Source organism: Cyanobacterium sp. HL-69 (assembly GCA_002813895.1).
Classification (GTDB): domain Bacteria; phylum Cyanobacteriota; class Cyanobacteriia; order Cyanobacteriales; family Cyanobacteriaceae; genus Cyanobacterium.
Map to the genome: position 1 here is coordinate 1,318,994 of CP024912.1, position 23,511 is coordinate 1,342,504.

Annotated in this window: 18 protein-coding genes, 1 tRNA gene, 2 rRNA genes and 2 pseudogenes; 12 read left to right on the forward strand and 11 right to left on the reverse strand. The window is 38.7% G+C overall.

Annotated features, from left to right (window positions below; genetic code table 11):
• The first annotated feature begins 4 nt into the window (after nt 1-4).
• The 3 genes from AA637_RS06040 to rrf all read left to right on the forward strand — a co-directional run bounded on the left by AA637_RS06040 (nt 5) and on the right by rrf (nt 3,150).
• A tRNA-Ala gene (locus AA637_RS06040) sits at nt 5-77 on the forward strand.
• A gap of 117 nt (nt 78-194) precedes the next feature.
• Nucleotides 195-2,972, forward strand: a 23S ribosomal RNA gene (locus tag AA637_RS06045).
• Between the two features lie 60 nt (nt 2,973-3,032).
• Nucleotides 3,033-3,150: ribosomal RNA gene (gene rrf, locus AA637_RS06050) — 5S ribosomal RNA — on the forward strand.
• 50 nt (nt 3,151-3,200) lie between these two features.
• Here the strand turns inward: rrf and AA637_RS06055 are convergent.
• A complete protein-coding gene (locus AA637_RS06055; RefSeq protein WP_069790581.1) occupies nt 3,201-3,893 on the reverse strand; it encodes a response regulator transcription factor in 693 nt (230 codons plus the stop codon).
• Nucleotides 3,894-4,406: 513 nt separating this feature from the next.
• Here AA637_RS06055 and AA637_RS06060 point away from each other — a divergent pair.
• Nucleotides 4,407-4,625, forward strand: coding sequence for a chlorophyll a/b-binding protein (locus AA637_RS06060; protein WP_069790582.1), 219 nt, complete (start codon nt 4,407-4,409; stop codon nt 4,623-4,625).
• A 108-nt stretch (nt 4,626-4,733) separates the two neighbouring features.
• Here the strand turns inward: AA637_RS06060 and AA637_RS06065 are convergent, their stop codons facing one another.
• Nucleotides 4,734-5,657, reverse strand: coding sequence for an NAD(+) kinase (locus tag AA637_RS06065; RefSeq protein ID WP_069790583.1), 924 nt, complete (start codon nt 5,655-5,657; stop codon nt 4,734-4,736).
• Nucleotides 5,658-5,852: 195 nt separating this feature from the next.
• Between AA637_RS06065 and ovoA the strand changes: the two genes are divergently transcribed.
• The gene (gene ovoA / locus AA637_RS06070; RefSeq protein WP_446684541.1) at nt 5,853-7,184 is read left to right on the forward strand and encodes a 5-histidylcysteine sulfoxide synthase; all 1,332 of its coding nucleotides are present in this window, start codon (nt 5,853-5,855) and stop codon (nt 7,182-7,184) included.
• 27 nt (nt 7,185-7,211) lie between these two features.
• Here the strand turns inward: ovoA and AA637_RS06075 are convergent, their stop codons facing one another.
• Nucleotides 7,212-8,432: a glutathione S-transferase family protein gene (locus AA637_RS06075; RefSeq protein ID WP_446684305.1), complete on the reverse strand. Its 1,221-nt coding sequence runs from the start codon at nt 8,430-8,432 to the stop codon at nt 7,212-7,214.
• A gap of 202 nt (nt 8,433-8,634) precedes the next feature.
• Between AA637_RS06075 and AA637_RS06080 the strand changes: the two genes are divergently transcribed.
• Nucleotides 8,635-10,809: a glutamine synthetase III family protein gene (locus AA637_RS06080; protein WP_446684306.1), complete on the forward strand. Its 2,175-nt coding sequence runs from the start codon at nt 8,635-8,637 to the stop codon at nt 10,807-10,809.
• Between the two features lie 167 nt (nt 10,810-10,976).
• Here the strand turns inward: AA637_RS06080 and AA637_RS06085 are convergent, their stop codons facing one another.
• On the reverse strand, nt 10,977-11,549 hold the full coding sequence (locus tag AA637_RS06085; RefSeq protein WP_446684307.1) for a redoxin family protein: 573 nt from the start codon (nt 11,547-11,549) through the stop codon (nt 10,977-10,979).
• Between the two features lie 233 nt (nt 11,550-11,782).
• Here AA637_RS06085 and AA637_RS06090 point away from each other — a divergent pair, with 233 nt between their 5' ends.
• Nucleotides 11,783-12,205 carry a Fur family transcriptional regulator gene (locus AA637_RS06090; protein WP_446684308.1) on the forward strand — a complete coding sequence of 141 codons (423 nt, stop codon included), beginning with the start codon at nt 11,783-11,785 and terminating at the stop codon, nt 12,203-12,205.
• Between the two features lie 65 nt (nt 12,206-12,270).
• Nucleotides 12,271-12,675, forward strand: a complete 405-nt coding sequence (locus tag AA637_RS06095) for a DUF1824 family protein (RefSeq protein ID WP_446684309.1) — start codon at nt 12,271-12,273, stop codon at nt 12,673-12,675.
• Between the two features lie 60 nt (nt 12,676-12,735).
• Here the strand turns inward: AA637_RS06095 and AA637_RS06100 are convergent, their stop codons facing one another.
• Entirely contained in the window at nt 12,736-13,038 is a 303-nt protein-coding gene (locus AA637_RS06100; RefSeq protein ID WP_446684310.1) for a DUF1232 domain-containing protein, read from the reverse strand.
• Between the two features lie 140 nt (nt 13,039-13,178).
• Entirely contained in the window at nt 13,179-13,583 is a 405-nt protein-coding gene (locus AA637_RS06105) for an NIL domain-containing protein (protein ID WP_069790593.1), read from the reverse strand.
• Nucleotides 13,584-13,640: 57 nt separating this feature from the next.
• Between AA637_RS06105 and AA637_RS06110 the strand changes: the two genes are divergently transcribed.
• Nucleotides 13,641-14,201 carry a thioredoxin family protein gene (locus AA637_RS06110; RefSeq protein ID WP_446684311.1) on the forward strand — a complete coding sequence of 187 codons (561 nt, stop codon included), beginning with the start codon at nt 13,641-13,643 and terminating at the stop codon, nt 14,199-14,201.
• A 376-nt stretch (nt 14,202-14,577) separates the two neighbouring features.
• Complete coding sequence (locus AA637_RS06115; protein ID WP_446684312.1) at nt 14,578-16,857, forward strand: glycosyltransferase 61 family protein; 2,280 nt, start codon at nt 14,578-14,580, stop codon at nt 16,855-16,857.
• Here AA637_RS06115 and AA637_RS06120 read toward each other — a convergent pair.
• The 4 genes and pseudogenes from AA637_RS06120 to AA637_RS06135 form a co-directional block, all read right to left on the reverse strand.
• A pseudogene (locus AA637_RS06120) lies at nt 16,854-17,863 on the reverse strand (sulfate/molybdate ABC transporter ATP-binding protein). The gene AA637_RS06115 and the pseudogene AA637_RS06120 sit on opposite strands and share 4 nt — an antisense overlap.
• Before the next feature lie 64 nt (nt 17,864-17,927).
• A pseudogene (cysT, locus tag AA637_RS06125) lies at nt 17,928-18,745 on the reverse strand (sulfate ABC transporter permease subunit CysT).
• Between the two features lie 272 nt (nt 18,746-19,017).
• Nucleotides 19,018-19,203 (reverse strand): NIL domain-containing protein, encoded by a 186-nt coding sequence (locus AA637_RS06130; protein WP_446684313.1) that lies wholly within the window; start codon nt 19,201-19,203, stop codon nt 19,018-19,020.
• A gap of 140 nt (nt 19,204-19,343) precedes the next feature.
• On the reverse strand, nt 19,344-19,676 hold the full coding sequence (locus AA637_RS06135) for a substrate-binding domain-containing protein (protein WP_446684314.1): 333 nt from the start codon (nt 19,674-19,676) through the stop codon (nt 19,344-19,346).
• 92 nt (nt 19,677-19,768) lie between these two features.
• Between AA637_RS06135 and AA637_RS06140 the strand changes: the two genes are divergently transcribed.
• Together AA637_RS06140 and AA637_RS06145 are read left to right on the forward strand one after the other, a co-directional pair.
• Complete coding sequence (locus AA637_RS06140; RefSeq protein WP_446684315.1) at nt 19,769-20,524, forward strand: sulfite exporter TauE/SafE family protein; 756 nt, start codon at nt 19,769-19,771, stop codon at nt 20,522-20,524.
• A 115-nt stretch (nt 20,525-20,639) separates the two neighbouring features.
• Nucleotides 20,640-21,428: a Crp/Fnr family transcriptional regulator gene (locus tag AA637_RS06145; RefSeq protein ID WP_446684316.1), complete on the forward strand. Its 789-nt coding sequence runs from the start codon at nt 20,640-20,642 to the stop codon at nt 21,426-21,428.
• A gap of 123 nt (nt 21,429-21,551) precedes the next feature.
• Here AA637_RS06145 and speA read toward each other — a convergent pair whose 3' ends face one another.
• Nucleotides 21,552-23,477 carry a biosynthetic arginine decarboxylase gene (gene speA, locus AA637_RS06150; RefSeq protein WP_446684317.1) on the reverse strand — a complete coding sequence of 642 codons (1,926 nt, stop codon included), beginning with the start codon at nt 23,475-23,477 and terminating at the stop codon, nt 21,552-21,554.
• Nucleotides 23,478-23,511 lie beyond the last annotated feature (34 nt).

The following is a 23,511-nucleotide window of genomic DNA, read 5'->3' on the forward strand; positions in this document are numbered from 1 at the left end:
AGGTGGGGGTATAGCTCAGTTGGTAGAGCGCCTGCTTTGCAAGCAGGATGTCAGCGGTTCGAGTCCGCTTATCTCCAGTGAGAAAACTTAGCACTGTTCGATGGAACAAATGCTGAGGAAAAAGTCTCAGTAAGAACCTTGAAAACTGCATAGAAAAAAAAGTAAGTAGGAAGTCTGTATTAAACAGATAATTAGGTCAAGCAATCAAGGGCTAATGGTGGATACCTAGGCACACGAAGGCGAAGAAGGACGTAGCAACCTGCGAAAAGTCTCGGGGAGTTGGAAGCAAACATTGAGCCGAGAATGTCCGAATGGGGCAACCCTAAAAACACACCTATAAAAAGGTGATGAGCGAACCCGGTGAACTGAAACATCTTAGTAGCCGGAGGAAGAGAAAACAAAAGTGATTCCCTTAGTAGCGGCGAGCGAAGCGGGAGAAGCCTAAACCAGTGTTTACGAATACTGGGGTAGTGGGACATCGATATCAAGAGTGGACGTTAGACGAACTAGCTGAAAACTAGACCAAAGAAGGTGAAAGTCCTGTAGTCGAAAACAGAAGTAATTGTAGGTGAATCCCGAGTAGCACGGTATAAGAGAAATCCCGTGTGAATCAGCCACGACCACGTGGTAAGGCTAAATACAAAGTGTGACCGATAGTGAAAAGTACCGCGAGGGAAAGGTGAAAAGAACCCCGGGAGGGGAGTGAAATAGAACATGAAACCATTAGCTTACAAGCAATGGGAGTCCGATAGAACGGATGACCGTGTGCCTGTTGAAGAATGAGCCGGCGACTTACAGGCAGTGGCAGGTTAAGACGGAAAGTCGAAGCCAAAGAGAAATCGAGTCTGAAAAGGGCGCTAGTCACTGTTTGTAGACCCGAACCCGGGTGATCTAACCATGTCCAGGATGAAACCCCGTAACAGGTGGTGGAGGTCCGAACCGACCAATGTTGAAAAATTGGCGGATGAGGTGTGGTTAGGGGTGAAATGCCAATCGAACCCGGAGCTAGCTGGTTCTCCCCGAAATGTGTTGAGGCGCAGCGGTGTGGAATGTCATGGGGGGTAAAGCACTGTTTCGTTGCGGGCTGCGAGAGCGGTACCAAGATGAGACAAACTCAGAATACCCATGATTGTAGCACTAGTAAGACGGTGGGGGATAAGCTTCATCGTCGAAAGGGAAACAGCCCAGACCATCAGCTAAGGTCCCCAAGTAAAGACTAAGTGATAAAGGAGGTGGGAGTGCAAAGACAACCAGGAGGTTTGCCTAGAAGCAGCCATCCTTGAAAGAGTGCGTAATAGCTCACTGGTCAAGCGCTCCTGCGCCGAAAATGAACGGGGCTAAGTCTTTCACCGAAGCTATGGACTCATATTGAGTGGTAGGGGAGCGTTCTCTATTGGGAGAAGCATTAGCGGCAAGCAGATGTGGACGATAGAGAAGTGAGAATGTCGGCTTAAGTAGCGAAAATTGAAGTGAGAATCTTCAACCCCGAAAGCATAAGGGTTTCTCCAGAAGGTTCGTCCGTGGAGAGTTAGCCCGGACCTAAGGCGAAGCGAATAGCGTAGTCGATGGCAAGCAGGTAAATATTCCTGCGTGGTTTTACAGGAGCTATTAAAGGGACCCATGAAAGATAAACTCATCCTAAGTGGATTGGAAGCAACTTCGGTTGTGAGAGTGTAAGGATAGTGGCAAGAAAAGCTTTAATAGTGTTGAATGTAGAATCCCGGTACCCGAAACCGACACAGGTATGCAAGTAGAGAATACTAAGGGGAGCGAGTTAACTCTCTCTAAGGAACTCGGCAAAATGACCCCGTAACTTCGGGAGAAGGGGTGCCACCGAGAGGTGGTTGCAGTGAAAAGGCCCAGGCGACTGTTTAGCAAAAACATAGGTCTCTGCAAACTCGAAAGAGGAGGTATAGGGGCTGACGCCTGCCCAGTGCCGGAAGGTTAAAGAAGTTGGTCAGTCTTAGGATGAAGCTAGCGACTGAAGCCCCGGTGAACGGCGGCCGTAACTATAACGGTCCTAAGGTAGCGAAATTCCTTGTCGGGTAAGTTCCGACCCGCACGAAAGGCGTAACGATCTGGGCGCTGTCTCGGAGAGAGGCTCGGCGAAATAGGATTGTCTGTGAAGATACGGACTACCTGCACTTGGACAGAAAGACCCTATGAAGCTTTACTATAGCTTGGAATTGTGTTCGGGCCTGCTGTGCGCAGGATAGGTGGGAGACGATGAGATTATCCTTGTGGGGATAATGGAGTCAATGGTGAGATACCACTCTCAGAAGGCTAGAATTCTAACTCTTAAATGAGGACAGTTTCAGGTGGGTAGTTTGACTGGGGCGGTCGCCTCCAAAAAGGTAACGGAGGCGTACAAAGGTTACCTCAGACTGGTTGGAAATCAGTCGAAGAGTGCAAAGGCAGAAGGTAGCTTGACTGCGAGACATACAGGTCGAGCAGGGTGGAAACACGGTCTTAGTGATCCGACGGTGCTGAGTGGAAGGGCCGTCGCTCAACGGATAAAAGTTACTCTAGGGATAACAGGCTGATCTCCCCCAAGAGTTCACATCGACGGGGAGGTTTGGCACCTCGATGTCGGCTCATCGCAACCTGGGGCGGAAGTACGTCCCAAGGGTTGGGCTGTTCGCCCATTAAAGCGGTACGTGAGCTGGGTTCAGAACGTCGTGAGACAGTTCGGTCCATATCCGGTGCAGGCGTGAGAATATTGAGAGGAGCCTTCCTTAGTACGAGAGGACCGGGAAGGACGTACCGCTGGTGTACCAGTTATTGTGCCAACAGTAAACGCTGGGTAGCCATGTACGGAGTGGATAACCGCTGAAAGCATCTAAGTGGGAAGCCCACCTCAAGATGAGTATTCTGGTGTAAGGTCACGGGAAGAACACCCGTTAATAGGCACAAGGTGGAAGTGCAGTAATGTATGGAGCCGAAGTGTACTAACAGACCGTCAGCTTGACCTATTCCAAACTTACTTATAATTATCTATGCAGTCTTGAGGGTTTTTTAACCTCATAATCTTGGCAGGTGTATCTAGCGTTGTGGAACCACTACGACTCCATCCCGAACTCGTGGGTGAAACACAGCAGCAGCGACGATACTACGGGGGTAGCCCCTTGGGACAATAGTTCTATGCCTGCCTTAATAATTACAAAAAAACCGCTCCATGGCGGCTTTTTTTTTACTTTTTTTTATATCTCAAATTTATAGCCTACTCCTCTGACAGTAAGAATAAGGTTAGGATTGTTGCAGTCTTTTTCTATTTTTTTACGAATTTGTCCGATGTGAACATCGACAACTCGGTTATCTCCGATGGGGTTGTTGTCCCATACATGGGTTACCAAATCTTCCCTACGCCATACTTTTCCAGGATTATTAGCAAGGAAATATAGTAAATCAAATTCAAGGGTGGTGAGGTTAATTAATTGTTGGTTAACTTTTACTTCTCTGGTTTCGGGGTTAATACTCAAGTTATCAATCGCAATTACATTTTCATGGGATGATTTAACTATTCTCTGTCTTTTTAAAATAGCTTGTACTCTGAATTCTAATTCTTCTAAATCAAAGGGCTTAGTTATGTAATCATCAGCACCTGTAATAAAACCTTTTTTCTTATCTTCCAAATCAGTGCGACTCGTTAACATAAGGACAAAAACATCACTGCTATTTTGCATTTCGGTGCATAAGTTATACCCTAAAGTATCTGGTAAATTAATATCTAGTATTACTAAATCAGGTTTAAATTCACCAAAAATTTCTATTGCAGTTTTGCCATCATTGGCATATTGAACAACATAGTCCTTTTTTTGTAGAAAACGACTAACTAGATTACCGATATTGACATCATCATCAACAATCAAAATTTTTGGACAAGTAACACTCATTTTATATAGTGATTATAGTTAGCTACCGAAAAAGATCTTATTTTTTTGCTTGGCAAATTATAAAAAATAAAAGTTTTATCTAAGAATGATTTTATTAAATTGTACCGTATATTCACTGAATATAAAGTTTCAACAGATAATCTTAACTTAAAGCTAAAGTGGAATTCATTTAAATTTTGTTAGAAAAAGCTCAATAAAAATCATTGAGTTATTTTTATGATAGTTTTTATGAAAACAGAAATGTAAAAATTCAAACTTCAAGTGATTTCAAGAATGTAAACAGAATATAAGTACAGACTTTTGAAAAAGCAACAAGGAAAAAGGATTAAAAAAATATACGTAAAATACTCTAGCAGAGAGTATTTGATTGATATGGAGGACCCACAAAAACAGCCATTTTTATTAATCAATTACGGTTGACCGACATAAAACCGAATGTCAACTGGTTGTTACAAAAATTCATATTGTGTTATAGTTACTAGTATAAGCACAAAACAAGAAATTATAACTTTTATGGATAGTCGCACTAATACATACGTAACAGAAGATCAAGGTCGTTTAAATAACTATGCCGTTGAACCCAAAATGTACGTTGACTCTAGCCAACAATTTGGCTTCAATAAATATGCTGAGAAATTAAACGGTCGCTTAGCGATGATTGGTTTTATTTCCTTAATCGGTTTTGAACTATTAACTGGTCAAGGTTTGATTGGTTGGTTAACCAATCTATAGAGGTAATTCCTCTTGACCATAGCTTTCTAGTAAGTCGCAATTATACACAATATTTAAACACTACATTAACGAGAATATGAGGAGCTTGAGAGATGCTCCTTATTTTTTTTAGTTATGGCGATGGTTGTTATCAGAGGGAATCCTCGTACCTGTCCATTGTAGTTTTTCTCTGATAGTTTTGTAAAAAGAGTGAGATTCTCGCAAGATAATAAAGTTAGCAAAACACTCTGCCATGGTAACAGATATCCATTGCCCGGGCCAAATGGTGGTACTTAGGGCGCCATCCATCCACAATTTATTATTCAATTCATAGTCTCCTAATGTCCAGACATTAACCACTGACCCTGCGGGTAATACGAGAGGGCGACTCGAAAGACTTAGAGGGCAAATGGGGGTAACGGCGATCGCACTCATGGCAGGATGAATAATAGGCCCCATAGCCGAAACCGTGTAACAAGTAGAACCTGTAGGAGTAGAAATAATCAAACCATCACCATGGTACTGATCTACTACTTCCCCATCAATTTCCATTTCTAACAGAGAAGTAGGCATTCTATCCAAACAAGCAGGTTTAATACACATTTCATTAAGACAATAAAAATCATCACTCACTGCCTCTTGTTGTCCCCGATTCAACTCAAAAACCCGTGCCTTTAGCATCATTCTTCTTTCCACCGCATACAAATCTTTGGATAACCTATCCCAGATATGCTCAGTATCTTTAAACAAAGAAAAAGGCTCTGTTAAAAAGCCTAGATGCCCTCCTACATTTACCGCCAACATCGGGATGCCTTCTGGGGCGAGGTGTCTTGCTGCCGCTAAAACTGTACCATCTCCCCCTAAAATAATCCCCAAATCAATTTTTCCTGTAGCAGAAGCCAAAAAAACAGGATAGGGATTATCTTTTACTCCACTAGGGCCAAGTAAAACTTTACAACCTTTTGCTTCTAAATCCTGAGAGCATCTTTCAGCCCATTTTTTACTATCTTTATCCCCTGCCTTATACGCAATGATTACTTGTTGTAACTGCACAATTTTTGATTGATCTATTTTTTTTCATTGTACTGATATATGTGAAGATTAAAAATTCTAGTTGGTGACAAATTTTACAGTTCATGGAAAGCCAATATCTTGTTAAAGTTTCATCATTGAGGATATATTTTTTAAATTTTTACTATGGTGATGGAAGACATAGAATAGAAGAAGGACATAAAAATTAAAGTAATGATGAATACCGAGATAAATAATCTTGTACTATCCCTTAATGGTTGTACTAAAGAAGATATCATTAACTATCTTGATTGGGGATGGTGTCGGGAAGATATTTTATTTAAAAGTATCTTAAACCGTGATACCTATTATCTTAATCCTGATCCCCTTCGTAATCCTCTTATTTTTTATCTCGGGCATTCCGCCGTATTTTTTATCAATAAATTAATGATGGTGGGGTTGCTACAAAAAAGGATAAATTCCGATTATGAAAGACTTTTCGAGATGGGAGTTGATCCAGAATTCCCCGATGAGTTACAAAAAACCCTTAATAATATTCGTCAACAATCCTTAGAAGAAGTTTGGTCATATCGTAATGAGGTTTATCAAACAGTCATCAAGGTAATTAATAACACTCCCTTATCTTTACCTATTGAGATGGATAGCCCATGGTGGGCTATTGTGATGGGTATTGAACATCAAAGAATTCACATTGAAACCTCATCGATGTTGATTAGGCAGTTGCCTCCCCATTTATTACAAAAGCCTGATCGCTGGAATTATGCCCCTTCTTTGGGTAAACCTCCTCAAAATGAAATGATTGCAGTAGATGGAGATACGATCATTTTAGGTAAAAAAGATGATGACTTTTTGTATGGTTGGGATGTGGATTTTGGTAGTAGGGAGGAGGTAGTTGATAGTTTTTTGGTTAGTAAATATATGATTACTAACTGTGAGTTTTTAGATTTTGTGAATGAGGGGGGTTATGAAAATAAAGAATTTTGGGATGAGGAAAGTTGGGAATGGCTACAAGGGGAGAATCGCAGCCATCCTAAATTTTGGGTTAGGGATGGAGAAGGTTATCAATATCGGGCAATGTTTGATCAATTTGACTTGCCCTTAGATTATCCTGTAGAGGTTAACCATTATGAAGCGATCGCATTTTGCCGTTATTTAGGTCAAAAAAAAGGTAAAAAATATGGCTTAATGAGCGAAGCCCAATGGCATTTAGCATCTAAAGGCAACAATGATATAGATAACTACAACCTCAATCTCCATTATCAATCCCCTACCCCCGTGGGTAGCATCAAAACCGCCCACAGTGATGCAGGAATCTATGACTTAAGGGGTAACGTCTGGGAATGGTTAGGGGATAAATTTACTCCTCTATGTGGATTTAAACCCCATTTTCTTTACCAAGATTATTCCCAAGGGTTTTTTGATAATCGCCATTATCTCTTGGTGGGAGGTGCATGGATTACTAACGGTATGGAAGCCACACCTTATTATCGTAATTGGTTTCGCCCCCATTTTTATCAACATGCAGGATTTAGAATTGTTGAAAAATAGAAGTTATTTTTTAGCAGTAAAATGCAGTTATTTCTCACTCACGACTCCTCCTCGAAAGTTGAGGGGATTTTGATCACGACGATGGCGGATGGGTAAGGGGTCTGGTTGTATGTTACTATCCAAACTAGCGGTATATTCTAATGCCTGTCGTAGTCTTTTTCCTGCATAGATGGACATATCTCGAGGTACATTTATCCTATCGAGTAAATATCTTAATCCAAGGGCAGATTGGGCAGGAGGTTTACAATCTTCCCCTGTCATCATTTGGGTTAAGGCACAGCGCAAGGCTTGGTCAAATAATTGATTATCTGCGGGATTAACTTCAATAATATTTTGACGATGTTTTAAGACTCGGTGGAGGGCTTCTTGGCGGGAATTTTCTGGCTCAGGGTAAGCTACATCGGGTAAGAAAAACCAATCTCCTCGATCTACTTTTTCTTGATTTTGTAAGGTTTGGGATTCACCGTTACTATAACATCCTCCCATTTGGGGCGGTAAGTCGTGGGCATGGGTATGAAAATCACTTTGGGTCCCTCGGTAGGTGGGGCGGGTTTCCATGGCATCAAACCAAGCAGAGAGTTGGGGATTTTCTTCTCGTAATGAATAGCCTTTGTAGTAATAAAGACTGGCATTCATTCTCTCTACATAGGGGGTAAAAATTACATCGGCGGTGCTAAAGTCTTCGAGAAAGTAAGGGCTGGGGGTTTGGGCGATCGCACTTTCAACTTTCTTAACTACTTGGATAAATTGTTTACGATTATTGGCTTCTTGTTGGGGGAGGATGGTGGGATAACATAGCCATGTACACCATGCCCTAAATAGTAGCCTTTCAAGTTTGCGCATGGGCAGTACGTTTTTCTCTTCCATGCCGAACTTTAGTACCCCAAAGGCTTGTTCTAGGGCGATTAAGATGTCATCACTTTCGGTGATAATTTTACCATCTAATTCGAGGGCAGGGAGCATTCCTGAAGGTACTTTTTGTTTATACCATGATTCTTTTTGACCATAACAAAACATGGTTACTTTTTTGATGCGGTAGGGGATTTGTTTTTCTTCTAACCACAGCCATATTTTTTGACAATAGGGACACCAAGCATGATTATCTCGATAGAGGGTTACTCTGACTTCATCTTCGGAGTGGTTGAAGAGTCTGAGGGTGCTTTGGGAGTTGGTGGGGCCGTTTACTCTATCGATATGATAATCCGTTAATTGTTCTAGTTCTTGCCAAGGTAAAGGTGCGATCGCCATTAGTCTTTTATAAGGTTTTATTTTATTTTGTCCTTATTTACATTTTAAGGCATTACTGAATGGAGAATTGACTTTTGGTTTCCGTAGGCAAAGAAGCATCATCATAATATTTTGGCAGGAAAAAATACAAAAGTGTTCACGATGAACTATTTAATAATTACATAATCATTATCCTGAGAGATTATCCTTAAAATAAAAGACTATGAGTGGAAATCAATCAAGGGTTCAAGCCATTTATCAAATCACCAACAGAGAGATAAAACCGTTCAACAGCCCCAAAAGATTGGAAGAAATGTGGGCAAAGGATGTGTTTACCCTCAGTAAAATGCAAGAATGCCTACCCAAAGACGTATTTAAATCCCTACAAAAAACTATCCAAACAGGAGAACCCCTCGACCTCTCCATTGCTGATGTAGTGGCTACCGCCATGAGAGATTGGGCAATTTCCAAAAGAGCTTTATACTACGCCCACGTATTCTACCCCCTTACCAACTCCACAGCAGAAAAACATGACGGCTTCGTATCTGTACAGGGCGATGGCTCAGTTATTTCTGAATTTGCAGGAAAAGTATTAGTAAAAGGAGAGCCTGACGGCTCATCCTTCCCTAACGGTGGCATTCGTACCACCTTTGAAGCTAGGGGATATACCGCTTGGGATGTGACTAGCCCCGCCTATGTGATGGAAACTGATAATGGTGTCACCCTTTGTATTCCTACCGTATTCGTTTCTTGGACAGGGGAAGCCCTCGACAAAAAAACTCCTCTCCTTCGTTCTAATGCTGCCCTCAACAAATCTGCCCGTCGAGTGTTGGAATTATTGGGACACAAAGACATTGCTCCTATCAACTCCAGTTGTGGTGCAGAGCAAGAATACTTCTTGGTTGATTCCAATTTCGCCCATAGTCGCCCCGATTTACTTTTGGCAGGTAGAACCTTATTTGGTAAACCATCGGCCAAAGGACAAGAATTTGATGACCACTATTTTGGTGCTATTCCTGAGCGGGTACAAGTCTTTATGCAAGATGTAGAAGAATCTATGTACCGTCTCGGCATCCCTGCCAAAACTCGCCATAATGAGGTAGCCCCCGGACAGTTTGAATTAGCACCCTTCTTTGAAAGTGCTAACGTAGCAACAGACCATCAACAATTAACCATGACCATTTTAAGAAAAATGGCGAAAAAACATGGTTTTGTCTGTCTTCTCCATGAGAAACCCTTCGCAGGAATTAACGGCTCTGGAAAACACGTCAACTGGTCTGTAGGTAATGCCACCCAAGGTAATTTATTAGATCCGGGTGATACTCCCCACAGTAATGCTCAATTCCTTCTTTTCTGTGGTGCTATTATCCGAGGAGTTCACAAGTTTGGGCCTTTGATGCGGGCCGTGGTTGCCACTGCTAGTAATGACCATCGCCTTGGTGCTAATGAGGCTCCCCCTGCTATCATGTCTGTATATCTTGGCTCTCAATTAGAGGATGTGTATGAGCAAATTCGCAAAGGGGAAATCACTGGTTCTCAATTGGCTCAAACCATGAATATCGGTATTGATACTTTACCTATTATTCCTAAAGATCCGGGCGATCGCAATAGAACCTCTCCTTTTGCCTTTACTGGTAACCGTTTCGAGTTCCGTGCGGTGGGTTCTAGTCAGTCAGTAGCAGGTCCTTTGGTGGCGATGAATACCATCTTAGCTGACTCTTTACAATGGATTGCCGAAAAGTTAGATGCTGAGTTAAAACAAGGTACTGACCTTAATGATGCTATCCAAAAAGTTCTTCAAGAAATCATGGAAAAACATGGTGCTGTGGTCTTTGGTGGCAATGGTTATTCTGAGGAATGGCATAAAATGGCTGTGGAGGAAAGAGGTTTAGCGAATCTACGTACCACTGCTGATGCTTTACCTAGTCTTAAATACAAGGAAGTAGAAGAACTATTTGACAAAATGGGAGTGCTTTCCCCTGTGGAGTTAGAAAGTCGCTTTGAGGTGTACGCCGAGCAGTATATTCTCTCCCTTGAGGTGGAAGCTAAGTTAGTGGTTAGCATGGCAAAAACTACCATTTATCCTGCTGCTATTAATTATCTATCTAAACTTACCAGTACCATGGCTAGTTTAAATAATATCGGTATAAAACTCGATACCTGTGCGATCGAAAAAATCGCTACTTTGGTAAATCAGTTGATCGCAGAAGTGGAAAAACTCAGTGAAGCCCTTCATAAAGAAGACTTTGCCGATACAGAAGCTCATATGAAATATTTTGCTCAAACCATTCTTCCCATAATGAATGAAGTACGCAAATATGCCGATGCCCTTGAGGGTGAAGTTGATGATGAGTTATGGCCTTTACCTACTTATCAGGAAATGTTGTTCATTAAGTAAAGTTAGATTGTCGAGGACGTAGCATGCTACGTCTGTACAGGCGTTAAGTAAAAATGCTTGAAACTTATCTGCTTTATGATCAACAATTAATGAAAACATCATAAATAAGCAATAAAAAAAGGGTGTACATGTACACCCTTTAAAAATCATATTTTTTTCATTACCAATTAACCGACAAATTCCTTCACAGGGTCACACACACCAGCGGGGGCAGTACCTTTGAGGTAGGCTAACATGGTATCAGCGTCAGACACTTCAAAAGGATCAGCAGGACAGTTATCTTCGTAACCAGGTTCTACAAAGATTTTTTCGATCTTACAGTCGTTAACAAGCATAGAATAACGCCAAGATCTTAGACCAAATCCGAGGTTAGATTTCTCTACTAACATACCCATTTTGCGGGTGAATTCAGCGTTTCCATCGGGTAATAAGAATACATTTTTAGCACCGATTTCTCTGCCCCATTTAAACATTACGAAAGCATCATTTACAGATACACAGATTACTTCATCAACTCCTTGGGCTTTAAATTCTTCATATAACTCTTCGTAGCGAGGAAGGTGATTAGAAGAACAGGTAGGGGTGAATGCTCCGGGTAGGGAGAAAACCACTACTTTCTTACCGCCGAAAATGTCTTCAGTGGTTTTGTCTTCCCAACGGTAAGGGTTAGGTCCTTCTACAGATTCATCACGGACACGGGTTTTAAATACTACACTAGGTACTTTTTCTATAACAGCCATGTTTTACCTCTTCTATAATGGTTAATAAAACTTTACGTTTTTTAAAATAACGTTTGAAGACATTTTTTATTTGCTTCTATCTCAGAATAACTCTTATTTAAGAATTTGTCAACAACAATAATTATTCATTTTTGTTAAGGTATAGTTAAGACTAGTTCATTAATGGTTGAAAATTCATTATTAATGGGACTAGAGTTTTGTAATATTTGGACTGAGATTACTTTCACTTTGTCATGGCAAAAAAAGCAGATGAGATTATCAATGTACTAAAGGCAAAAGGCTTGAGGGTAACACCCCAACGCTATGCTGTGTATGCAAATCTATTGAGTAGAAATGATCATCCCACGGCGGAAAATATCTTAACGGATTTGAACAAAGATGCCCCGACTTTATCTCAGGCGACAATTTATCTCTCTTTACAAACCCTGCGAGATGTGGGCTTAATTCGTGAGGTGTTGTTGCAGGAGGGGGTGTGTCGATATGATGCCAATGTTTCTCCCCATCATCATTTCCGCTGTAATTGCTGCGGAAAAATCGAGGATATTCCTTGGGAAACGTTTTCTAGTCTTTCTATCGATAAGTTGCGCTCGGGGTTGAAAGTTGATCATTATGAGGTGATTGTACAGGGAGAATGTAATTCCTGTGCTGAAAATTAAATACTTGCTTTGGGGTTTGTTTTTGGGCTACGGTTGAGATGATTTTATTTTGTGGATGTAGTTAAATGAATTCTGAAGTAAGTTCTGCTTTACAGGTTTTGAAGGAATATAGTGGTATTGAGACTAAAATTCCCGCTTCTGAGGAGGAGAAAGTTAGGTTACAAAAGTCTCTTTTGTTGATAGTGGCGGAGGCGGATTATTTTAATTTGGGTATTTGTGCATCTAGTTATGATGAGGGTTTTTCTGCCCTGGGGAGTTATTTAAGAGCTTTTGATTATGAGTTTGATATAAGTCGGGATGAAGTTGATAATGATGTACCGATTTATATTAAGTTTAATGGGGAGAAGTTGTCTAAAATAGTTTCTGAATATTCTGGGAATTATCGTGGGGTGTTGGTAACTATTTTTTGTGAGACTAATGAGTCTATTTTAGGAACTTATGGACATTTACCTTTGTTTTTGTTTGATTAGTTTTTGCTCATAGTTTTCAATGATTTTTGTTGGGTTTGATGGTTTAACCCAACTTAGTTTTTATTTTTCGAGGGGAATGGCTTCTACTTCTACGGTGTCTGTGTTGTTGTCTCCATTGTCGAGGTTATCTTTGTCTAGTTTTCTGTTTTTCATGGCGCCTAGGAGTAGTTGAGATATTTCGGATAACATGATGGATACGATGACAAAGTCGTCAATTTGTCCTGCGATGGGTATGATGTCGGGGGAGATGTCGATGGGGCTGATGAGATATACTAATGTACCAAGAATTACCCACAGGCGGTATTGGGGGTTACGAATGCCGTTGGTGTACCAGGTGTACAGGGAGCGAAGGTTGAATTTCATGATGTTTGGAAAGTGTTGCTATATTCTTATTTTATTATGGTTGATGGTTTTTTATATGTAGGTTTTCCGTACTTTTTTCGGTAGTGTTGATCAATGGGTTTTATGGGGTTGTCAAAAACATTTTCTAATTTTAGTCCTGATTATAAGTTTGTGGTGATGGCTTGGACGGGGCAGGTGGGAATACATTGCTCACACACGATGCAGGTTTGTTGGCGAAATTGTAGTTTATAACTGCTGGGGTTGAGGGTGAGGGATTCGGTGGGGCATACTCCTGTACATAGTCCGCAATGGACGCAGGTTTCTTCGTCGATGATGATTTCTCCTGTGGCGGATGAAACTTTGATTTCTTGGGATTTCATCCAGTCGATGGCGATTTCTAGTTGATCAATATCTCCTAATAATTCTACGACTAATTTTCCTACTTGGTTGGGGGCGACTTGGGCGCGGATGATGTTGGCGGCGATGTTAAATTCTTTGGCGAGGCGATAGGTGACGGGAATTTGTACCATGGTGCGGGGAAAGGTAAGGGTTACTCGTTTTTTCATAGGTTTGAGGGATAATAGGTTTAGAGATAACTATTTATAGTGTAGGGAATTATATTTATGTCTGAAAATACTTCTTCTAGTTTTGGGGTAAATCGACTTAGAAATTTTGTTATTGGTATAGTGGCGATCGCCCTTAGTCTTACTTTGGTGTTAGGATTACAAACAAGTGTTAATTCGGAGTCTTTGGAGGCACAGGCACAGGGGGCTACTCCTCTGGAGGTAGCTCTTAATAATGGGAAGCCGACTCTGATGGAGTTTTATGCTAATTGGTGTACTAGCTGTCAAGCCATGGCGGGGGATATGGCGACTTTGAAGCAGGAGTATGGCAATGATGTTAATTTTGTGATGCTCAATGTGGATAATACTAAGTGGCTTCCTGAGGTTTTAAATTATCAGGTGGATGGTATTCCTCATTTTGTTTTCCTTGATAATGGGGGAAGTGCGATCGCATCTACCATTGGCGAACAACCTTTATCAATTTTTGAACAAAATTTAACGGCTTTAGTGAGCAATAATCCTCTCCCTTATGCCAACTCTCAGGGAGTCACATCTCAAATAGAAACTTCTAATCCTGCGGTTGATGGTAATCAAGATAATCCCCGTGATCATAGCAATTAATTATTTTGTTTTTACTGTCTTTTTTGCGATAAACAATTATCAGTAAACTTGTTTTAAATATAAGTTTTTATACTTAGCTTAATGTCTTAATATTTTTCTTTTAAAAACTTGAGAAAAAGCCCTAAAAAACTTGTCATTTAACTTTGATTATGTTATAATAAGAGTGTATCAAGTATAGCCACCTTTTCTTGACCCTTTGCGGTCGGGGAGGGGTGGCTTGTGTCTTTTTTTAGTAGCAAAAAAATCCCTGATTTAGATAAAATAAAAGTATATAATAGCGGCATAAAAGATAATTGAATTAGTACAAGCATTTGAAATATAACTATCATAGCCCATCTATATTCAGTAATACCCTTTAAATAAGTGCTATCAAAGTATGAATAATTGGTTAGAAATTAAATCACAAATAAAGGCTTTTTGTAGTCAAAATAATGACGAACAATTAAAAATATATTTAGAGTCCTTGTTGGATGTTGATAGTTCTAATCCTTTACTTTTGGCTTATGGTGGCGTTAGTTATATGTTAGTTGGTGAGGGAGAAAAGGCGATCGCCCTTTGGCTAGATTGTTTTCTTTTGGCTGATGATCAAGAGTTGGAAAACATTGCCGAAAGTTTGGCAGAGTTGGCAGATTTACATTTGAAAAACCATCAATACTATCAAGCATCTCTCATTTATCAACAGGTATTAGAATTTAATGCTTTTCATTGTCAAAGCTATCTTAATTTAGGTTACTGTTTATTATTTTCTGGTAATTTCGATGATGCTATGGAGGTATGGAAAAATGGTTTAGCTATTAACTCTTCATGGGCAGAATTATCTCTCAACATTGCCAAAGAATATCAATATATTAGAGAATATCATCAAGCTATTAATTACTATTTAGAAGCTCTTAATTTTTATCCTAACAATAGTCACATTTACTATAATTTAGGTCTTTGTTATGGAGGAATTAATGAAGTTGATACAGCTATTGATTATCATCATAAATGTTTAAAACTTAATCCTAATTTGCTTTCCGTTTATGGTGAGTTAGGTTATCTTTATTTGCTAAAAGGTGAGATAAAAAAAGTTAAGGAATATTGGCAGGTTTTACTTAATCTTAATTTTAATATATTTGCAAGTTATCTTAATTGGAGTGATGGTGATAATAGTAAAAATATTTCTTTAAATAGGCAATTGATTTCTAGCTTATTAGAAGATAATAATTTGCTCGAACTAGAAGTAAATATTGCTAACTTACTTTTTGAACAAAAACAATATAGCCTTGCCATTAAATATTATCAACTGGTGATAGATTTTTTACTACTAAAAACAGAAGCAAAATCAAGTATCAATAAAGCAAATGTTAATCTTTATAAGACTTTTAAAAATATAATTATTTGTTTAAAGGATAGAAACTTAGATGATGACATCGAAATATACCTAAATATATTATCTAGTCTTGACCCAATAAATGCAAAAAAAATAATTAAAAAATTAAAACCAATATGGACTGTAAATAATTTACAAAAAACTGGTTTTGAGAAAAATAGTGTCAATAATTATTATGAGACAGCCCAAGAGTGGGTAGTAAAAATAAATCAAATAGAAAATTATCAATTGATTTATGATAATAATAAACTTAAATTAAACCGCCCCGAGAGTATTGATAATAAAATTCATCCTAGTTTCTATTTTCCCCCTGATTTCCCTTTACCTTCTAGCTTTGTAACTACCGTTAAAAAAGGTAGATTTTGGCTACGGCAAGACGAGGGGAGTAGTGCCATCATTACCCATGACAATTATTTACTTGGGGATATTTCCCCCGAATCTCCTGCCCTTAGCCCCAATCATCCCGATAAACATCCAAGTTATCATTCCCTTTTAAAAAGTTCTTCTCTCCCTCCTGTAACGATGATAAAAGGCAGAGTGGTTGTTTTGGCTGGTTTATTAAACAATATCTATTTTCATTGGTTATTTGATATTCTACCCCGCATTCATTTACTAGAAAAAGCCTCTATTGATTGGGATGATATTGATTCTGTAGTCGTGGATAATCGTTGTCAATTTCAACGGGAAACCCTTGATATATTTGGTATTCCTGCTTCTAAAATAGTTCCTCTTTCCTTTCCTACTCACATAGAGGCGGATGAATTGATTGTACCTTCTTTTCCCAGTGCGATCGCATGGATGCCCCCTTGGAGTTGTCAATATTTACGCACAAAAATAATAGGGGATAATCTGAATAAAGAAACACCCCATAAAAAAATTTATATTAGTAGAGCAAAATCAAGTAATCGCCGATTAATTAATGAACTAGAAATAATTACTATATTACAACAATACAACTTTGAAATAGTTAATTTAGAATTACTTTCCGTCAGGCAACAAGCAGAATTACTAAATCAAGCAAAAATTGTTATTTCTCCCCACGGTAGTGGATTAAGTAATCTAGTTTTTTGTCAACCAAATACTAAAGTTATTGAGATTTGTTCCCCTAATTATGTTTACCCATGTTATTGGTTGGTTAGTAATATTTTAGAATTAGAATATCACTATATTTTAGGAGAAATTTTTGGTAGTAAAAGCGTTGATAATTTTCTATACCCTGATAGTCGCTTTGAAGATATTTACATTAATCCAGATAATTTAAAAGTATTTTTAAATGGTATTTAAGCAAAAGTTTTGATGCGATGGGGCTTAATAAATACAACCTGATCTTTTTAAGATTTAAAGAAGTAAATTGTTGTCTGCTCAAGTGAGCAATAATTGGTAAATTATTTTCTAAAGATAATTCTATTTGCACCTCAGCCCCTAAGTGAGTGATTCTTTTAATCGTGGTTTTCGTACTTTCTTTATCATCATCCGTTAATAAAATATCAACCTCATGGGGGCGCACAAACACTTCAGACTGTAAAAATTAGTCATCATGATTGACATTAACAAAAAGAGGAGTATGACTAGGTAAAATATTTACCTCCCCAATAAATTTCATCACAAAAGGTGAGGCAGGATGATCATAAATTTGGGCAGGAGTACCGATTTGTTCAATAACGCCATGATTCATCACCACAATTTCATCGGCTACTTCCATAGCTTCTTCTTGGTCATGGGTGACAAATACACTGGTAATATGGACTTCATCATGTAGCCTTCTTAACCATGCTCTCAAATCTTTTCTCACTTTGGCATCTAACGCCCCAAAGGGTTCATCCAATAATAATACCTGTGGTTGTACGGCTAAAGCACGGGCAAGGGCTACTCTTTGTCTTTGCCCTCCTGATAATTGGGATGGGTAGCGATCGCCCAAACCCTCTAATTGAATCAAATCAAGCAATTCAGCCACTTTATGTTTAACTTGATTTTTAGGTGTTTTACGAATCTGTAAACCAAAGGCAATATTTTCCCTAATGGTTAGATGTTTAAAGAGCGCATAATGTTGAAATACAAACCCAATATTACGTTTACGAATATCAAGATTAGTTGCATCTTTACCATTGATAATTACCTGACCACTATCAGGATTTTCTAACCCTGCAATTACTCTCAAAAGAGTTGATTTTCCTAAACCAGAAGGACCTAATAAACCTACCAAGGTATTAGGTTTTACCTCTAAGTTAATATCTTTTAGAGCCTCGAAATTACCGAAATTTTTGTTAACTTGATTGATAATAATACTCATTTTTTTGTTTTATATTGAGAGTTAAAGTTTTTTGTTTTAAATAAATGATCGTGTTAAAGGGGGATCAAATCTTGGTAAAATGTTCCAAAATTTCCTTAGCAACAAGAGTTACCACCGCCAACAACACCAACACCACCGAAGCCGCAAAAGCCGATTGACTTTGATAATTGCTATAAGCCAGTTCCACAAAAATCGGTAGGGATGGCGTTTTACCAATAATGTTGCCAGAAACAACGGCGATCGCACCATATTCCCCCATAGCCCTAGCATTAGTCAGCAAAACCCCATAGAGTAAACCCCAACGAATACTAGGAAGAGTAACCCGCCAAAAAATCTGTAAATCATTGGCTCCCAAACTTCTCGCCGCATCCTCCTGCTCACTACCAATCTCCTCCAATACAGGAATTACCTCCCTTGCCACAAATACCCCAAAGGTGAAAAAGTAATCTGAATACCAAAAGGAGTAAAAAACTGACCAATCCAACCATCCTCGCTATATACCGTTGCCAAGACTAAACCCGCCACTGTGGTAGGTAAAGCAAAGGGTACATCGATGGTGGCATCAATGATTTTTTTGCCCCAAAAGTCGTAACGCACCAATACCCAAGCAGTTAAAGTACCCATAACAGCGTTAATCAAAGAAGCAGCTAAGGCAGTACCAAAGGTAAAAATATAGGATGCCACAGCAACCTCCGCCGTTGCTTCCTGCCAAAAGTTTTCCCATCCTAAACTCGCTGACTCAAGTATTAACGCCATCATGGGAATGATCAAAATTACGGCAAGAAAGATGATTGTCACCGCCCAGGGGATGGAGAATTTGCGTAGAATATTTTTGATCGTGTCTTGATAATTGAATGGTGGTTGTTTTAAAGAACTAATCATGATTGTTTTTAGGGGAATAGTTTTCCATCGAAAATGTTTAATGGTTAATTTCCCACTCTCCCAAACTCCAAGAATCTTTTACTATTTGTTGACCGTTTCCTGTTTGACTCCAAACTTCTATATTTAAATCAGATAAGTAATTCAAAGCATTTTGAATTGCAGTTTTTTCCCCTGACAAGATATAGTTACTCTAAATGAAGATGAAACACTACCAGATTATAAAAGATTTATAGAATAGGGATTTTAGCTGGTGAAACTGTCTCAAAACTCACTTAAGTAACTATAAGGTTAAACCAGCCATCTTTATCCGCATATTCCCCTAACATGGCAGAGGTGATATTGACTTCTAAATTGTGCTTAGAAGCGAGGTCAACAATGATCGGTTTATCATGGTGGTTTGGGGGAATATGGATAGAAATTTTGATGGATTTTTTATCTTGAATATCTTGAGTCGTCATGGTTACTTTTCCTTAGCTGTAATGAAATTTGTAATTATTCCTGCCGAATTTTCGGCATACTGGTAGAGTCAGAATTTCGTAATTGTCCATTGTCAATTGTCCATTGCCCCTCATGACTCCCCTTTATCAACAACCTTGAACTATCTTCCCAAAAGAGCTTGATCAAAAATTGCCCCATCATCGAAAAATTCGGGCTGGGCTTGACTCCAACCGCCAAAGTCTTCAATGGTAAATAGATTTTCTACTACGGGGAAGCGATCGCCAAATTCCGCAAAAACTTCCTCATTAACAGGGCGAAAACCTGCCTCGGCAAAGGCTGTTTGGGCTTCGGGGGTGTAAAGAAATTCCACAAAAGCCTCTGCTACTTCCCTTGTACTTCGCATCCAAGCCAGATATGTTCGTTCATTGGCTAAATGATCTCTGATGCGCGAGGGATTTAATTTTGATTGTTTTTTCTCTGACAATCTGCTCATTTTTTTTGACGTATTTTTGGTTTGCGTCTGTCAATTGCAATAGAAATCATATACAATTCATTTACAATATTTTTTTGTGGAGAGATTTTAAGTTGACAAATATAGAATTAATTTCTTTAATCGCTATTTTTTTCTTTACTAGCGTCGTTGGAATAGTGACGGGCAGTAATTCTTTAATTACTGTACCTGCTATGTTGGAGTTTGATATTGATCCCGCAAAGGCGATCGCAACGAATATGTTTGCCTTAATATTTATGAGTATCGGCGGTACTATCCCTTTTCTAAAAAGTGATGTTTTAAAACGCCCAGACTTACCCCTGCTATCAGTTTTAACCGTTGTCGGCTCAATTTTGGGGGCTTTACTCGTAATTATCATTCCCTCTGATACCATGCCCTTACTCATCTCCATTTTCATGATTGCCGTTACCGTTTTCTCTGTTATTAACAAAAATAAAGGCATCGAAAAAATAGAAAAACCTAGCCCCACAGCTTTAAAAATCGGCTACGGTTTAACCTTTGGCTTAGGTATCTATGGTGGTTTTTTCAGTGGCGGTTACGTAACTACCTTAACGGCTAGTTTTATCGGCTTTTTTAATATGACATTTATAGAAGCTATTGCCATAACAAAGGTTTTGAATATCTTTTCCTCCATCATCGCTACCTTAATTTTTATGACTCAAGGATTAGTTGATTATCAACTAGGGATAATTTTGGGCATAACTATGTTTGTTGGAGCCGTTATTGGCGCTAAAGTCGTTACGAAAATGAGTAATTTATGGTTGCGGAGAATTTTTTTGGTGGTAGTAATCTTTTTGGCAGTGCGCAATTTATTGCAATGGATAAGTTAAATTTACGAAGGGAGATAACTGCATTTTATTTTGACATTAATTAAAATTCAACGCTGAATAGTCTGTAACTGTGGGAAAATATAGTTAGAAGATTAAATCAACTTATCGGGCAACAATGGCAAGAAAAAATTCTAGTGAATCAAACATCATTACTTTTTTAATCAATGACTCCTATTTGTTTAAAGGGTTAGATGAAAAAGAATTAACCTCCTTTTTGCCCCCTGAGAGTCTCATTAGGGAAAAATTATTTTCTAATCGCCCTGTTTTTACGGCATTTTCCCCTGATGAAGATTTGGATGGTCTTTACATAGTTTTGGAGGGTGGCCCTATAATATTACGTAGTAATCCCCTCGATCGCATTTTATCTATTACCTATAGTGGTGGGTGTTTTGGGATGCGTAGTTTACCATTTAGTTACGGTTTGGCTAGTAAAAGTTTTCCCAGTCTAGTGGAGGCTTATAAAACCACCTATGTAACCAAAATTCCCCTTGATGCCCTCAAACAAATTTATAATCACTTTGAAATAGTGGGCGATCGCTATGCTAAACTTTTTGAATTAAGGGAAAAATTTACTTATCACCTTCTCAACTGTAGTAGTTATCCTCCCCAAGCAGTGGCATCCCTTCTCAGAGCGTTAATTTATCAAGAAAGAGAATTGGAGAATCAACCCAATGAGAAAGATATTTATGTCCTTGACTTGGCAGTGGAGGTTATAGCCAAAGCCTGTCAGCTAAACCAGCGCACTGTGGAACAAGTTTTGAAAGGAATGCAGAAAGAAGGATTAATTAAGTTAGATAAAAATAACAGCACTTCTGATGATGTGATACACATTTTAGAACCAGAAGAATTAAAAGAAGTTTATAGTGCTACTAGGGATAAAGTTTCTTGGTGGCCTTTAAAATAGCAGAGAGGTAAAGCAAAGTTAATGGATGTAAGCAAGGATTTAAAACCCCTTGTTATAGTCATTTAACATAAAAATAGATAATAAAAAAAAGGGTTATACAGGGCAAGATATGCCCCTATAAAACTATTGTAAATAAGTATAACTTCTTAGATTGTGATCATAATTTTTGAGTAATAACTGTGATTGTTCAATGGTTAATTTATTCTCCATTAAAGCTGACTCAGTCAGACGACGTAATCTTTCCTGTAGCTCATCTGCTTTATATTCTACATATTCCAAAACATTGGCAACATTATCCCCTTTAACAATATACTGTAGCTGATAATTATAATCTTCATTGGCTAGATGAACTACATTTATATCCCCAAAAAGGTTATGTAAATTACCCATAATTTCTTGATATGAACCTACCAAAAACATCCCTAAATAATAGGGTTTATAATGGGGATTCTCTTGGTTATTATTAGTATTTTCTAACTTATGCAATTCTAAACTTTTTTTAACATCTAATAAGTCAATAAACTTATCTATTTTGCCATCACTATCACAGGTTAAATCTGCTAAAATTGCTTTTTCTGTGGGTTTTTCATCAAGACGGTGGATAGGCATAACAGGAAAAAGTTGGTCAATTGCCCAAGCATCGGGTGCTGATTGGAAGACAGAAAGATTGATATAGTAGGTAGAAATCATTAAATCAGCTAATTCCTCTAAGTCATCACTAACATAGGATTGATGCTTTGTGATGTCATAAATTTTGTGACCACAAGCCCAGTATATTTGTTCTGCTCTGGCTCTTTGGGTAAGGGTAAGATAACCAAAGTTGAATAGGCTGATAGCTTCGTCTTTAAATTGCACCGCATCATGGTACATTTCCTGATAGTTTTCTTCGTCAATGGATTCGTAGGTTTCCCACAGATTACGGATGAGGAGATGTTCTTTTTCTTTGACGGGTTCGGGTAATTTATAAGGGGGAGTGTTGCTGTTTACTACATTAAAGATTAACACGGAATGGTGAGAGGCGATCGCCCTTCCACTCTCACTAACCAAAATAGGAGGATGAATATTAGCCTCATCACAACAGTCTTTTATTCCTGCCACGATGTCGTTGGCGTAGTTTTGCATATTATAGTTTTTGGAGGCATAAAAGTTGGTTTTTGAGCCATCATAGTCCACTGCCAAACCTCCCCCTACGTCTAAATATTTCATTCCTGCACCCATTTCACACAGTTGTACATAAATTTGCCCTGCTTCCCTGATAGCGTCTTTGATGACGGCAATGGAGGAAATTTGTGAGCCGATATGGAAATGAAGTAGTTTAAGGCAGTGTAGTAAGTCTTTGTCTTTGAGGGTTTTATATACTGTTAAAATTTCAGGAATAGTGAGTCCAAATTTGGCTTTTTCCCCTGTGGAGTTACCCCAATGTCCACTACCTTTGGTTTTTAATTTTGCCCTCACCCCAATTTGAGGCTTAAGGTTTAATTTTTCTGATAACTCGATGGTAATAAAAAGCTCTTTTATTTGTTCGACAACGATAATTAAATTGTGTCCTAATTGTTGAGCCAAAAGGGCAGTTTCTAAATATTCTTTGTCTTTATAACCATTACAAATTAATAAGGTTTCCCCTGTTTTATCAATGTCAAGGGTAGCTAAAGCAATCATTAATTCTGGTTTTGAGCCTACTTCTAAACCAAAATGGTAGGGTTTTCCATAATCAACAAGGGCTTCTACCAACTGCTTATGCTGGTTACATTTAACGGGATATACACCCCTATATATATTGGGATAGTTGTAACGGGCGATCGCCTCGTCCATACATTGATGTAATCGGGCTAATCTATCAGCTAAAATGTCCGAAAAGCGAATTAATAAGGGTAAATTAACATCTCTTTTTTTGAGGTTTTCTACTAACTCAAATAAATCTAATTTTTTCTCATCTCCTCGGGGGGATACGGTGACGTTACCCGCTTCATTAATGCCAAAATAAGGATGTCCCCATCCTTCTATATGATATAGCTCAGAGCTATGGGCGATCGACCAATTTTCTGTCATTCTTAATATTTTTTTGTGCAAAAAGCCTTCTATT

What these genes read in the sequence shown, in the direction of transcription:
- AA637_RS06055 (WP_069790581.1), bottom strand. Translation starts at nt 3,893, where the DNA reads ATGAGTGTTACTTGTCCAAAAATTTTGATTGTTGATGATGATGTCAAT.
- AA637_RS06060 (WP_069790582.1), top strand. Translation starts at nt 4,407, where the DNA reads ATGGATAGTCGCACTAATACATACGTAACAGAAGATCAAGGTCGTTTA.
- ovoA (WP_446684541.1), top strand. Translation starts at nt 5,853, where the DNA reads ATGAATACCGAGATAAATAATCTTGTACTATCCCTTAATGGTTGTACT.
- AA637_RS06075 (WP_446684305.1), bottom strand. Translation starts at nt 8,432, where the DNA reads ATGGCGATCGCACCTTTACCTTGGCAAGAACTAGAACAATTAACGGAT.
- AA637_RS06080 (WP_446684306.1), top strand. Translation starts at nt 8,635, where the DNA reads ATGAGTGGAAATCAATCAAGGGTTCAAGCCATTTATCAAATCACCAAC.
- AA637_RS06085 (WP_446684307.1), bottom strand. Translation starts at nt 11,549, where the DNA reads ATGGCTGTTATAGAAAAAGTACCTAGTGTAGTATTTAAAACCCGTGTC.
- AA637_RS06090 (WP_446684308.1), top strand. Translation starts at nt 11,783, where the DNA reads ATGGCAAAAAAAGCAGATGAGATTATCAATGTACTAAAGGCAAAAGGC.
- AA637_RS06095 (WP_446684309.1), top strand. Translation starts at nt 12,271, where the DNA reads ATGAATTCTGAAGTAAGTTCTGCTTTACAGGTTTTGAAGGAATATAGT.
- AA637_RS06100 (WP_446684310.1), bottom strand. Translation starts at nt 13,038, where the DNA reads ATGAAATTCAACCTTCGCTCCCTGTACACCTGGTACACCAACGGCATT.
- AA637_RS06105 (WP_069790593.1), bottom strand. Translation starts at nt 13,583, where the DNA reads ATGAAAAAACGAGTAACCCTTACCTTTCCCCGCACCATGGTACAAATT.
- AA637_RS06110 (WP_446684311.1), top strand. Translation starts at nt 13,641, where the DNA reads ATGTCTGAAAATACTTCTTCTAGTTTTGGGGTAAATCGACTTAGAAAT.
- AA637_RS06115 (WP_446684312.1), top strand. Translation starts at nt 14,578, where the DNA reads ATGAATAATTGGTTAGAAATTAAATCACAAATAAAGGCTTTTTGTAGT.
- AA637_RS06130 (WP_446684313.1), bottom strand. Translation starts at nt 19,203, where the DNA reads ATGACGACTCAAGATATTCAAGATAAAAAATCCATCAAAATTTCTATC.
- AA637_RS06135 (WP_446684314.1), bottom strand. Translation starts at nt 19,676, where the DNA reads ATGAGCAGATTGTCAGAGAAAAAACAATCAAAATTAAATCCCTCGCGC.
- AA637_RS06145 (WP_446684316.1), top strand. Translation starts at nt 20,640, where the DNA reads ATGGCAAGAAAAAATTCTAGTGAATCAAACATCATTACTTTTTTAATC.
- speA (WP_446684317.1), bottom strand. Translation starts at nt 23,477, where the DNA reads ATGACAGAAAATTGGTCGATCGCCCATAGCTCTGAGCTATATCATATA.